This window comes from Streptomyces sp. NPDC005784, assembly GCF_042871525.1.
Taxonomy (GTDB): Bacteria; Actinomycetota; Actinomycetes; order Streptomycetales; family Streptomycetaceae; genus Streptomyces.
Window position 1 is genome coordinate 25,652 of the sequence record NZ_JBIAIQ010000004.1, and the last position, 13,113, is coordinate 38,764.

Consider the following 13,113-nt stretch of genomic DNA (forward strand, 5'->3'; position numbering starts at 1 on the left):
GAGACTGCTGCGATGACTGACCGTTCGTTCAGTGACGTCTCGCTCGCCGCCCTGTACGACGCGCTGAATCCATGGGGCCCGAGCGACGACTTCTACCTGGACCTGGTGATGTCCGCGCGGTCCGTGCTCGATGTCGGATGCGGGACGGGACGGCTGTTGGCGCGGGCCCGGGAGGCCGGTCACGAGGGGCGGTTGTGCGGGCTCGATCCCGCCGCGGCCATGCTGGTGCAGGGGCGCCGGCAGGCCGACGTCGAGTGGGTACTCGGGGATCTCGGATCGGTGCGCTGGGAGCGGGAGTTCGACCTGGTCGTGATGACCGGGCACGCGTTTCAGGTGCTCGTCGGCGACGAGGAGGTGCGCTCCGCGCTGGCCGCCGTGCGGCAGGCGCTCGGCGACGGCGGGCGGTTCGTCTTCGAGACCCGCAATCCCGCGGTCCGGGCGTGGGAGACCTGGCGGCCCGAGCGGGCCCGCGAGGTCAGCGACGAGCACGGGGACGCCGTACGGGTCCGGCACGAGGTCGAGACGCCCGTGCTCGGGGACCGCGTGACGTTCAGCGAGACGTTCGAGCACGCGCGCTGGGAACGGCCGAGGGTCAGCCGCAGCACCCTGCGGTTCCTGGGCGCGGACGCGCTCGGGGAGTTCCTCGGCGAGGCCGGACTCGTCGTGCGCGAGCAGTACGGCGACTGGGGCCGGGAGCCGCTCTCCCCCACCGCCCCCGAGATCATCACCGTCGCGGGCCCGGCCTGACCCGAGCGAACGCGCCCACGCGAAAGTGAGGGACCCGGCCACCGGAGGTGGCGGACCCCGCCCGGAGGTGGCGGACCCCGCCGAAAGGAACGGCCCCGCAGAGCGGGCAGGCGACCAGGAGATACGGGCACAAGCCCCTGCGGGCGGCAGCCGGTGAGAGGCCCCGGAGGCGAAACCGCACGGGGGCAGCCCGCCACGAGCCCCGGAGACAGAGCCCGCACGGCGGCGGCCGGCAGGACCCCCTGGGGCCGAGCCCGCACTGCGGGCACCCCGCCTCACCAAGCTCACCAAGCGACACGGGCCGGCGCGGCGGCACCCCTCCTCTCCCGAAGGGCACAGGGGCCCGCGCGACAGCAGCGGGCCCGTGTCCGACAGGTCGCCTACAGGCCCTCTGAGGCGTCCTCCAGGGCCACCAGTGCCGGGTCCAGCACGATGTCCTCGGCGCGGCCCTCGGTGGTCGGGTCCTCCGGGAAGTGGCAGGCCGTCAGGTGGCCGTCGTGGTTGCCCGAGATCCGGACCAGCGGCGGTTCCTCCTGGGCGCACTTGTCCTGCGCCTTCCAGCAGCGGGTGCGGAACCGGCAGCCGGAGGGCGGGGAGATGGGTGACGGCACGTCGCCCGCGAGCCGGATCCGCTCACGCCGAACCTTGCCCGTCTCGTTCAGTTCGACCTCGGGGACCGCGGAGAGCAGGGCGTGGGTGTAGGGGTGCCGGGGCCGGGTGTAGATCGACTCCCGGTCGCCGACCTCGATCACCTTGCCGAGGTACATGACCGCGACACGCTGCGAGAAGTGCCGTACGACCGCCAGGTCGTGGGCGATGAACAGGAACGCGATGCCCAGTTCCTTCTGCACCTCCTGGAGGAGGTTGACGACCTGCGCCTGGATGGAGACGTCCAGGGCGGAGACCGGCTCGTCCGCGACGATCAGCTTCGGCTCCGAGGCCAGTGCGCGGGCCACGCCGATGCGCTGGCGCTGACCGCCGGAGAATTCGTGCGGGAAGCGGTTGTAGTGCTCGGGGCTGAGCCCGACGATCTCCAGCAGTTCGCGGACCCGCTTCTCCCGGCCCTCTTCCGGATTGATCCCGTTGATCTCCATCGGAGCCGAGATGATCTTGCCGACCGTCTGGCGCGGATTCAGCGACGAATAGGGGTCCTGGAAGATCATCTGGATCTCGGAGCGGACCGGCGTCAGCTGCTTGCGACTGGCGTGGCTGATGTCCTGGCCGCGGTACGAGATCGTGCCGCCCGTCGGTTCCAGAAGGCGGGTGATCAGGCGTCCGGTCGTCGACTTGCCGCAGCCCGACTCCCCCACCAGGCCGAAGCTCTCGCCCACGTGGACCGTCAGGTCGATGCCGTCCACGGCCTGCACCGCGCCGATGGTGCGCCGGATCGGGAAGCCGCCCTTGACCGGGAAGTGCTTGACCAGGTTCTCGACCACCAGCAACGGCTCCGCGGAGCTGTCGCCGGCGGCCGCGCGCGGGGCGGGCAGCGTGGCAGCACCCGTCGGGACGTCTTTTGCGACGTCTTCCTTCATGTTGCTGTTCTCCCTACCGCAGCCGGGGCTTGATCTGCTCGATGAAAATGGTCTGCTTCTGCTCGGCCGTGAGGTGACACGCGCCTCCCCGGCCCGCCGGCAGCAGCGGGAGTTCGTCGACGCACCGCGCGCCCCCGACCTCGCCCTGGAAGGTGCAGCGGGGGTGGAACCGGCAGCCCGACGGCGGCTTCAGCAGGGAGGGCGGCGCGCCGGGGATGGGCGCCAGCGGCGTACTGAGGTCCGAGTCCAGCCGCGGCATCGAGTTCAGCAGGCCCCAGGTGTAGGGATGCTGGGGCGAGCGGAGCACTTCGTTCACCGAACCGCGTTCCACCGCCCCGCCCGCGTACATCACCATGATGTCGTCGGCCATGTCCGCGATCACGCCCAGGTCGTGCGTGATGAAGATGATCGCCGAGCCGAACTCCTGCTGGAGGTCCTTCAGGAGGTCGAGGATCTGGGCCTGCACGGTGACATCGAGTGCGGTGGTCGGCTCGTCCGCGATCAGCAGGTCGGGGTCGCAGACCAGCGCCATCGCGATCATCGCGCGCTGACGCATACCGCCGGAGAACTGGTGCGGATAGTCCTTCGCCCGCTCCTTGGGGTTCGGGATGCCGACCTTGCCGAGCATCTCCACCGCCCGGTCCCAGGCGGCCTTCTTCGACGCCCCGGTGTGCTTCCTGAACGGCTCGGCGATCTGCCGGCCCACCGTGTAGTACGGGGAGAGCGCGGTCAGCGGGTCCTGGAAGATCATCGCGGCCTTGTTGCCGCGTACCTTCTCCAACTCCGACTCACGGGCCGTGATCAGCTCCTGGCCGTCGAGCACGATCTCGCCCTCGATGGTCGTGAACATCGGGTTGTGCAGGCCGAGGACGGTCAGGTTGGTCACCGACTTGCCGGAGCCCGACTCCCCCACGATGCCCAGGGTCTTGCCCCGTTCGAGCTCGAAGGAGAGCCCGTCGACGGCCTTGACGACGCCGTCCTCGGTCCTGAACCGGACGTACAGGTCACGCACCGAGAGGAAGGCACCCGAGTCCGTCGGGGCACCGGCGCCCGATTCCTTGGTCAGAGTGGTCACGGAATGCTCCTAGGACAGCCGCACGCGCGGGTCGATGAAGGCGTAGCAGGCATCCACGATGATGTTGAACAGCAGGATCATGGCGGCGGAGAAGAGCATCACACCCAGCAGCAGCGGAAGGTCGCTGAAGAACACCGACTCGACGGCGAGCTTGCCGAGGCCGGGCAGTCCGAACGTGTACTCGGTGATGATCGCGCCGCCCAGCAGCGAGCCGAGGTCGATGCCGAAGATGGTGACGATGGGGATCAGGGAACCGCGCCAGGCGTAGCGGAAGAAGACGTACTTGCGCGACATGCCCTTCGCCCGGGCGGTGCGTACGTGTTCCTCCTGGAGCTGCTCGATCATCGACGAGCGCGCCATACGCGTGTACTGCGAGGCGAAGATCGTGGAGAGGATCACCCACGGGATGATCAGTCCGGTGAACCAGCTGACCGGGTTCGCGGTGAAGTCGTTGTAGGCGGGCTTGGAGAAGAGGTGGCTCTGGTAGACGAGAGCTGCCAGCGCCAGCGGGCCGAGGAAGTAGATCTGCATCGAGCTGAGCACCATCGCCCCGGCCGTCACCGTCTTGTCCACGAACGTGCCGCGCTTCCATGCGGCGAGCATGCCCGTGCCCAGACCCACGATCAGGAAGCAGACCGCGGCGCCCAGCGTCAGCGACACCGTCGTGGGCAGGCGGTCCATCAGGGTGCCCCAGACCTGCTCATTGGTGTGGTACGAGTACCCGAAGCAGGGTGCGGGGCACGGACCTTGGGTGAAGCCGCTGCTGCCCAGCACGAGGTTGTGCAGGAAGATCCCGTACTGCTCGGGGATCGACTTGTCGAGGCCGAGCACGTGGTGGATGTTCTCGAGGTTGGCGGGCGTGCATGTCTTGCCGCACATCAGCAACCCCGGGTCCCTCGGCATCCCGAAGAACAGCAGGAACGCGACGATACTCAGCAGGAAGAGAATGACGACGGCGCCGAGTGTCCGGCGAATGAGGAAGCGCAGCATGGCAGGGGCAGCTCTCAGACGTCAGCGGGGCCCAGCGGGGCCCGGCGCGTCCGCCTCGCTGGGCGGCGAGCGCACCGGGCCCCGTCAGAGCGACGGTTACTTGACGAACAGGCGACGCGGGTCGACGCCACCGATCACGTCGTCGTAGACCAGGCCGCCGACCTTGCTGCCGGCGATCTGGGTCTGCTTGTAGTACGCCGTCGGGACGACGTTGACGAGGTCCTTGACCAGGTACTGGTCGACCTTCTCCCACTCGGCCGCGCCCTTGACCGGGTCGGTGATCTTGTTGATGCGGTCGATGTCCGCGTTCACCTTGGGGTCGTTGACCTGCGAGTAGTTCTGCGCACCGTCGGCGATCGCCCGGCCGTCGTACAGCGGCGGGATCACGGTCGAGGCGGACGGCCAGTCGGCACCCCACGCGGTGTGGAAGATGTCGTAGTTGTTGTCCAGCTTGCTGACCTGGTCGTAGAAGGTCTCGGCCGGGATCTCCTGGCGCTGGACGTCGAAGCCGGCCTTCTTCAGGCCCTCCGCCATGGCGGTGGAGTACTGCTGGCCCTCGGGGGTGTTGATGTAGCCGAAGGTCAGCTTCATGCCCACCTTGCCCGCTTCCTTCAGCAGGGCCTTGGCCTTGACGGGGTCACCGGCCGGCTTCTTCTTCTTGCCGAACGGGTCGAAGGACGCGTCGTAGCCGCTGACGGTCGGGCTGATGAGGCCGCCTGCGACCTCCATCGCGTCGGTGCCGCCGTAGGCTCGCACGAACGGCGTGATCGGCAGGGCGTAGGCGATGGCCTCGCGGATCTTCTTGTCCTTGAGGGCCGGGTGGCTCATGTTGATGTTCATCTGGCCGACGTAGGGCTGGAAGCCCGAGACCGTACGGGCCTTCATCTTCGGGTCGGCGAGGACCTTGGAGAGGTTGCCCGCGTCGACCTGGTTGTTGAAGCTGATGCCGGCCTGGTCGGCGCCGGTGTCGGCCAGCAGCGTCTTGGTGGACGTCTCGTACTGCTGGTTGAACGTGATGTTGAACTGGTCCACGTACTGGTGACGGATCGGGTCGGTCTTCGGGTCCCAGTTGGTGTTCTTCACGAGGACCATCGACTTGCCGGACTTGAACGACTGGATCTTGTACGGTCCGGTCGTCACGGGCGCGCGGTCGTACTTCTCCTTGGTGTCGCCCTTCGCGGACACCACCGCGTAGCCCGCCATGGCGAGGGCGTACGGCAGGTCGGGGTGCGACGTCTTGAACTTGAAGACGATGGTTTTGTCGTCCGGCGTCTGAAGGATGCTGTCCGGCAGGTGCTTGCCCTTGTAGGGGCCGTCCTTCAGCAGCTTGCGGTAGTCCGCGCCCGGCGTGTCGGCGAGCCACTGCTGGATGTAGGGCGGGCCCTGGTTGATGAAGGGGGCGAAGAGGCGCTCCATGGTCTGGCGGACGTCCTTGGACGTGATCGCCGTACCGTCCTCGAACTTGATGCCGGCCTTGAGCGTGTACTTCCAGGTCTTGCCGCCGTCCGTCGTGGTGCCGGAGTCGGTGGCGAGGTCGCCGACGACCTCGTGCTTGGAGCCGTCGTCGCTCGTGGCCTTGTACCCGGTGAGACCGCGGTGGAGCAGCGTGGCGAGTGAGCCCTCGTCGGAGACGTAGATCTGGCCCGGGTCCAGGTGCGCGTAGCTGTCACGCTGGAGGACCTCCATCGTGCCGCCGCTCTTCGCGCCGGGGACCTCGGCCGCGGGGCCGGTGGAGTCAGCGGCGTTGCCGAACTTGATCGACGCCTGCTGGCGCTGCGCGTTCTGCTTGTCCTTGCTGTTGTTCCCCTTGTCGCTGCCGCCCTTGCTGCAACCGGTGAGCACGAGAGCTCCCGCCGCGAGCACTGAGATTGCGGCGTATGCGTGGCGTCCGCCCCTACTCATCACTCAGATTCCTACCCATCTGTGTATCACCGGTGCGAACAAGTGCACCTGTGGTGCCGTGGAGTTGCGGTCGTCGAACCAGTGAAGTGCCATTGATGTGCTGTGGAAGTGCCGTTCGAAATCGGGGCGAAGGCCCCCACAACTCTTTGGTCAGCGAGCCGTCTTGGGATCGAAGGCGTCCCTGACCGAATCCCCGAGCAGGTTGAACGCGACGACGAAAATGATCATCGAGACGCCCGGGAAGAACATGTAGGTGATGTCGTTCTGCAGGACGAGTTCCGTCGAGGCCTTGGAGAACATCTGTCCCCAGTCGGGCGTCGGTTCGACGATTCCGACACCGAGGAACGACAGGCCCGCCTCGATCGTCACGAAGTTCGGGAGCAGGTAGGTGGACTGCACCAGGAGCGGTGTGACCACGTTGGGCAGCACCTCCTTGCTGATGATCCGCCAGGGGGACGCCCCACTCACCTTGGCCGCTTCGATGAACTCCCGTTCTCGCAGCGCGAGTGCGGTTCCCCGCAGGATGCGGGCGAGACTCATCCAGCCGAGGACCCATTGGACGGCGATCAGTGCGACCACGCGTACATAGGTCGGTGTCTCGTCGCGCGGACTCACGAAGAGCGAGACCACGACGGGCATGCTCGCGATGAAGAAGAGCTGCGACGGGAAGGCCAGCAGGAAGTCGATGACGCGGCTGATGCCGTAGTCGACCTTCCCGCCGATGTAGCCGGCGGTGACTCCGAGCAGGATGCCGGTGATCACGACGGTGACCGTCACCGCCACGGAGATCATCAGCGAGGTCCGGATGCCGAAGATCAGCTTGGTGAAGACGTCGTAGCCGTTGCCGGGTTCCAGGCCGAACCAGAACTCGCTGCTGATACCGCCGTTGGGCTGGAGCGGAACGCCGGCGCTGTCGAAGAGCTCCGGACGTTCGTCCGCGTACACCGTGTACGGATTCTTGCCGTACAGCTTGGCGATCAGCGGGGCGAGCACCCCGATCAGGAAGAAGAACCCCACGACGTAGGCGGAGATGACCCCCGAGCGGTCCCGCTTGAAGCGGAGCCACATCAACTGGCCGGGAGACCGACCGACGAGCTGCTCGCCCTCGGGTTTCGCGGTCGCCACCTGCCCGCCGTGCACGACGACCGGTTCCGCGCCGTCCTCAGTCTCGATAGGACTCGTCACAATTCGCCCATTCCGCAAGTGTGGGTGTGCCGTACTCGGCGGCGCCGGTCCGCGGGAGCGGAGGAGGCTGCGCCAAGTCGGCGGCCGTCACCTGGCGTGCCCGGCCACCGTTCGGTTCAGAAGAGACGTCAGTTACCCGGCAGTCGCCCGGAAACCCCAGTGGGACGCGCGTAGTTGAGACCACGGCGCGGTCCGTCGGGCCGGGCTTCGGCGCCGGCCTCCGCGTCAGTACGCGCGGGCACGGACCCGGGCTCGTAACTCCGCGCCGTCGTCGCGGACCGCGGGGGACGATGTGACCCACATGGTGCTGATGACACCGCACATGGGTACCTCCTCATGACTCAACCGGTGCACGGACAGGAGGGGTACTGATTGACCTACGACACCCCTGACGGAGGATCAAGCACCCCACTGTGCTCGTGAGTCGGCGCTGTCCCCACAGCGCATGACCCATTGACCCGAGCGTTACGCGGCTAACTATCTGACATGAGCCAGATAACCGACCACAGCCTTTAGGTCTCGGTTCCATCACAGCTGGCGCGTACATCTTCCAAAATCTGGACAAAATGATCTGCGGGAGAAGCCCCCGAAACGGACGTGTTACATGCGTATCGGTCGGGGCGTACCGCATTTCGGACACGGGAGGGCGGAAAACGGGTGGCAAAAAGCCCGGGCACCCCCATGCTGGGGATGCCCGGGCTTTTTTGCCGGTGGATCAGCCGGTGAGGCCGGTGGATCAGCCGTGCTTGGCGCGGCTCGCGGTGCGGCCGCGCTCCTTCTGGTCGAGGACGACCTTGCGGATGCGAACGGACTCCGGAGTCACCTCGACGCACTCGTCGTCGCGGCAGAACTCCAGCGACTGCTCCAGGGAGAGCTTGCGCGGCGGGACGATCGCCTCGAACGAGTCAGCGGCGGCGGACCGCATGTTCGTGAGCTTCTTCTCCTTGGTGATGTTCACGTCCATGTCGTCGGCGCGCGAGTTCTCGCCGACGATCATGCCCTCGTACACCTCGGTGCCGGGGTCGGTGAACAGCACACCGCGCTCCTGGAGGTTCGTCATCGCGAACGCGGTGACGGCACCCGCGCGGTCGGCGACCAGCGAACCGTTGTTGCGGGTCGTCAGGATGCCGAACCACGGCTCGTGGCCCTCGTGGATGGAGTGGGCGATGCCTGTACCGCGCGTGCCGGTCAGGAACTCGGTCCGGAAGCCGATGAGGCCGCGCGAGGGAACGACGAACTCCAGGCGAACCCAGCCGGAGCCGTGGTTCGACATGTTGTCCATGCGGCCCTTGCGGACGCCCATGAGCTGCGTGACCGCGCCCATGTGCTCCTCGGGGACGTCGATCGTCATGCGCTCGACCGGCTCGTGGACCTTGCCGTCGATCACCTGGGTGACCACCTGCGGCTTGCCGATGGTCAGCTCGAAGCCCTCGCGGCGCATCTGCTCGACCAGGATGGCGAGCGCGAGCTCACCGCGGCCCTGGACCTCCCAGGCGTCCGGGCGCTCGGTGTCGAGCACACGGAGGGAGACGTTACCGACCAGCTCGCGGTCGAGACGGTCCTTGACCTGGCGGGCGGTGACCTTGCGGTCCTTGTCCTTGACCGCGGCTTTGGCGTCCGCGCCCTTGCCCGTGCCGCCACGGCCGACCAGCGGCGAGGTGTTCGTGCCGATGGTCATGGAGATCGCCGGCTCGTCGACCGTGATCAGCGGCAGCGCGATCGGGTTCTCCGGGTCGGCCAGGGTCTCGCCGATCATGATGTCCGGGATACCGGCGACGGCGCAGATGTCACCGGGGCCGGCCACCTCGGCGGGCTTGCGGGTGAGCGCCTCGGTCATCAGCAGCTCGGTGATGCGCACGTTGGACATCGTGCCGTCGCGCTTGATCCACGTGACGGTCTGGCCCTTGCGCAGCTCACCCTGCTCGACGCGGAGCAGCGCGATACGGCCGAGGAAGTTGTCGGCGTCCAGGTTGGTCACGTGGGCCTGGAGCGGGGCCGCCTCGTCGTACTCCGGGGCCGGGACGTGCGACAGGATCGTGGAGAAGAACGGCTCCAGGCTGTCGCTGTCCTGCGGGACCGTGCCGTCCTCGGGCTTGGTCAGCGAGGCGACACCGTCACGCGCACACGCGTAGACGATGGGGAACTCGATCTGCTCCTCGTCCGCGTCCAGGTCCAGGAAGAGGTCGTAGGTCTCGTTGACGACCTCGTCGATCCGGGAGTCCGGGCGGTCGGTCTTGTTGATGCACAGGATGACCGGCAGACGCTGCTGCAGCGCCTTGCGCAGCACGAAGCGCGTCTGGGGCAGCGGGCCCTCGGAGGCGTCGACGAGCAGGACGACCGCGTCCACCATCGACAGGCCGCGCTCGACCTCACCACCGAAGTCGGCGTGGCCGGGGGTGTCGATGATGTTGATCGTGATGACGTCGCCGCCATCCTTCGGGTGGTACTTGACCGCCGTGTTCTTCGCCAGGATCGTGATGCCCTTCTCACGTTCCAGGTCGTTCGAGTCCATCATGCGGTCGTCGAGCGACTCGGCGGCGTGCGCGGCGAAGGCACCGGCCTGCTTGAGCATGGCGTCGACCAGAGTGGTCTTGCCGTGGTCGACGTGGGCGACGATGGCGACGTTGCGGATGTCGTGGCGCGTGGCCATATTGAGGCGCTTCTCCCGGAGTGAGTGGACGGCCTCCGCAGCGCGGGGCCTGCCGGGCTGAACACGCCACGGCCTTACCCCATGGTACGTGGCCCGGACGGAGGCGGCCTCCGCAGGGCCACGGGGGGCCGGACCCGGCGGGCCCGCCACAGGGCGGGCCCCGGTCGTTCACCCCCAGGTCATCGGCTCTTCGACGGGCTCGCCGAAGGGTGCGCGCCCTTCTTCAGGAAGCCCATGTCCTCGTACACCGGGGTCTGGAATCCGAAGGCTCCGGTGTTCGCCAGGCCGATGCGGGCGGCGGCCAGCTGGGGGCGCTGATAGAGGGGGATGGAGCCGGCGGCCGCCCAGATGCGGGCGTCCGCCTTGCGGACCAGGGAGCGCTCCTCGTCCTCGTTCAGGGTGGAAAGCGCCTGGTCGAACAGCTGATCCACCTGGTCGGTACCGACGCGGGTGTAGTTCTGCTCGACGCTCAGCGAGCCGTCCGCCGCCGGAACGGGCTTGGCGTAGATCGGGCGGGCGTCGGTGGCCGGGAAGGCGGAGGCGGGCCACGAGTAGAGCGCCAGGTCGTACTGGCCCGAGGCGATGTGGTCCTTGAAGTAGCTCTCGTCGGAGACCTTCGAGATGTCCGTACGGACACCGATGTGCTGGAGCATCCGCGCGATCCGGTCGGCGACGAGCCGAAGGGACTCCGAGCCCGCCCCGGAGGGCACGACGAAGCGGAGCGTCAGGGGTTTGCCGTCCTTGGCGAGGACATTGGACGCGGCGCCCGCCGGAGCGGCCGTCCCCTTGGGCGCGGCCGTCCCCCTGGGCGCGTACGCCCCCGGAAGGCCGCCCTGCCCGGCGTACTGCCGGCCGTCCAGGTGCCGGGCGGCCTGCTCGTCCGAGTGCGCGCCCGACCTCGCCCCGGCCTGCTGCTCCTGCTTCCTCGTGTGGTCCTTGGGGTCCTGTGCCGGCTTCCGGTCCACCCCGGACGGCTTGTCGTCCTCGCCGTCGAAGTACGTCCCGCCCTTGCCCGGCCTGTCGTCCTCGCCCGCGTCCTTCTTCTTGCCCTTGGACCCGGCCGCCTTCTCCGCCTTCTTCTGCTCGGTGATCGGCCCGCCGGGCACCCAACCGGCGTCCGCGAGCAGCGCCCGCGCCTCCGCGGCGTCCTGGTCGCCGAGGGCGCCGCTGTTGTCGGCGTACGCCGCCTGGCCCGCGAGGGCGAGATGGCTGCCCACCGGCTCGGCCGGCAGACCGAGCGGCTGGAGGACGACCCGGGCCAGCTCCTTCCGGTCCAGGGCGCGGGCCACCGCGCGGCGGACGCGCTCGTCGGCGAGGGGACCCTCCGAGCCGTTGAGGGCGAGCTGGGTGTAGGCGGGTTCGAGGGACTTGCGGACCACGAAGTAGCTCAGCGCCGACCGCGAGGGGGCCTCCTTCGCCTTGGCCTCGCTCCCCTTCGCGCCTGCCGCGCCCTTCTCGCTGCCGTCGTCCTTCTCGCCTTCGTCGCCGTTCTCGCCCTTGGTGCTCTTCTCGCCCTTGTCGCTCTTCTCGCCGTGGGCGCTCTTCTCGCCGTGGGTGCCCTTGTCGCCCCTGTCGCTCTTCTCGTCCGCCGCGTGCTTCCCGTCCTCCTCCGCGGACGAGGTGTCCTTCTCGCTCTTCTTCTTGGACGTGTCCTTCTCGCCCTTCGCGCCCGCCGTGTGCCGCTCGCTCGGGGTGGCCCCCTGCAACGGGGCGCCGTCCTTGTTCCGCGCGGCGAGGGTGACGCGCTCGGCCTCGGCGGGGTCGATCTCGGCAAGGTCGAGCTTGTCCTCGGCAAGCGCCTCGGCCCGCTTGTCACGGGCCACCGCCACCAGGTCGATCTCGTCGAGCTTGCTGGGGTGGCCCCACCAGCGGGCGTTGCGGGTGAGGCGGACCTCGCCGCCCTTGCGGTCGACCTCCTTCAGCGCGAAGGGCCCCGCGGTGACCTTGAGCTTGCGCCGCGCGCCGTCGTTGAAGGAGTCCGCGGTACCCATGACGTCCTTCGGGTACAGCGGCGAGAACAGTGCCTTCCAGTCGGCGTAGGGCCGGCTGAACGTGACGCGGACCTCCAGGTTGTTCTTGCCCCGCTCGATCTTCTCGATACGGTCGTAGCCGGCGTTGCGTGCCGTCCAGTACGCGGAGTCCTTGCCGGACAGGGCGCGCCACTGGGCGGCGAAGTCGGCGGCGCCGATCTCACGTCCGTCGCTCCACACGGCCTGCTGGTTGAGTTTGTACAGAACGACCTGCTTGGGCGACGTGCCCACGACCTTCGCCGACTCCAGGTAATCGGAGTTGATCTGCGGCCGCCCGTTCGCGTCCAGCCGGTACATCGACGGCAGGACGGCACCGGCGACACGGGAGGTCGCGGCGCTGGCGTCCGCCTGGAACGTGTTCAGCGTCTCCGGTACGGCATCCACGGCCCAGCGCAGGGTGCCGCCGTCCGCGATCAGGTCACGGGACGCGGGCGCGATGTCCTGCACGGCCGCGGGTTTGTCCGCCTCGTCGTCCGCACTGCACGCGGCGAGGGCGGGTACCGCGAGCACGCCCGCGGTGAGGAATGCGGCCGAGCGCATCACCGCGCGCAGTCCGACGCCTTCGTGGGACATCACTGCAACCTCCGGGGGACGCTCCGCTGTAGGGGGCAGGTCTGCTTCTGATCCCGTTTGGCGGTATATGGAGCTGATCTGATCTACGGGCTAACTGAAGAGCAGTGCGGCAGGGCAGAGGCGGCGACACGGCGACGGGCGTACGGAACCCCACTCGTGCGGCGCAATCCGGGCCCGCACCGCGCTGCGCTGCGGGCCCACCGCAGACCCGGGCCCGCCGTACACCGGGCCCCACCACGGACCCGGGCCCGCCATGGCGCCCGCGGGGGCCCTGGCGGGCGTGTGGACCGAGGCGCGCCCGTCAGGGGCGGTGGGGCCGAGGCACGCCCGTCAGGGGCGGTGGGGCCGAGGCACGCCCGTCAGGGGCGGTGGGGCCGAGGCACGCCCGTCAGGGGCGGTGGGGCCGAGGCACGCCCGTCAGGGGCGGTG

Annotated in this window: 8 protein-coding genes; 1 reads left to right on the forward strand and 7 read right to left on the reverse strand. The window is 68.5% G+C overall.

The window, feature by feature from the left end; genetic code table 11:
- The first annotated feature begins 12 nt into the window (after positions 1-12).
- A complete protein-coding gene (locus tag ACFYR3_RS08035; RefSeq protein ID WP_355845009.1) occupies positions 13-747 on the forward strand; it encodes a class I SAM-dependent methyltransferase in 735 nt (244 codons plus the stop codon).
- A 380-nt stretch (positions 748-1,127) separates the two neighbouring features.
- Here the strand turns inward: ACFYR3_RS08035 and ACFYR3_RS08040 are convergent, their stop codons facing one another.
- The 7 genes from ACFYR3_RS08040 to ACFYR3_RS08070 form a co-directional block, all read right to left on the reverse strand.
- The gene (locus tag ACFYR3_RS08040; RefSeq protein WP_355845012.1) at positions 1,128-2,279 is read right to left on the reverse strand and encodes a dipeptide ABC transporter ATP-binding protein; all 1,152 of its coding nucleotides are present in this window, start codon (positions 2,277-2,279) and stop codon (positions 1,128-1,130) included.
- 13 nt (positions 2,280-2,292) lie between these two features.
- Positions 2,293-3,354 carry an ABC transporter ATP-binding protein gene (locus ACFYR3_RS08045; RefSeq protein WP_355845015.1) on the reverse strand — a complete coding sequence of 354 codons (1,062 nt, stop codon included), beginning with the start codon at positions 3,352-3,354 and terminating at the stop codon, positions 2,293-2,295.
- A 9-nt stretch (positions 3,355-3,363) separates the two neighbouring features.
- Complete coding sequence (locus ACFYR3_RS08050; RefSeq protein ID WP_355845018.1) at positions 3,364-4,344, reverse strand: ABC transporter permease; 981 nt, start codon at positions 4,342-4,344, stop codon at positions 3,364-3,366.
- Positions 4,345-4,440: 96 nt separating this feature from the next.
- A complete protein-coding gene (locus tag ACFYR3_RS08055) occupies positions 4,441-6,246 on the reverse strand; it encodes an ABC transporter substrate-binding protein (protein ID WP_356781155.1) in 1,806 nt (601 codons plus the stop codon).
- A gap of 150 nt (positions 6,247-6,396) precedes the next feature.
- Positions 6,397-7,431, reverse strand: a complete 1,035-nt coding sequence (locus ACFYR3_RS08060) for an ABC transporter permease (protein ID WP_355845023.1) — start codon at positions 7,429-7,431, stop codon at positions 6,397-6,399.
- A gap of 736 nt (positions 7,432-8,167) precedes the next feature.
- The gene (gene typA, locus ACFYR3_RS08065) at positions 8,168-10,081 is read right to left on the reverse strand and encodes a translational GTPase TypA (RefSeq protein WP_355845026.1); all 1,914 of its coding nucleotides are present in this window, start codon (positions 10,079-10,081) and stop codon (positions 8,168-8,170) included.
- 179 nt (positions 10,082-10,260) lie between these two features.
- A complete protein-coding gene (locus tag ACFYR3_RS08070) occupies positions 10,261-12,684 on the reverse strand; it encodes an ABC transporter substrate-binding protein (RefSeq protein ID WP_389282060.1) in 2,424 nt (807 codons plus the stop codon).
- Positions 12,685-13,113 lie beyond the last annotated feature (429 nt).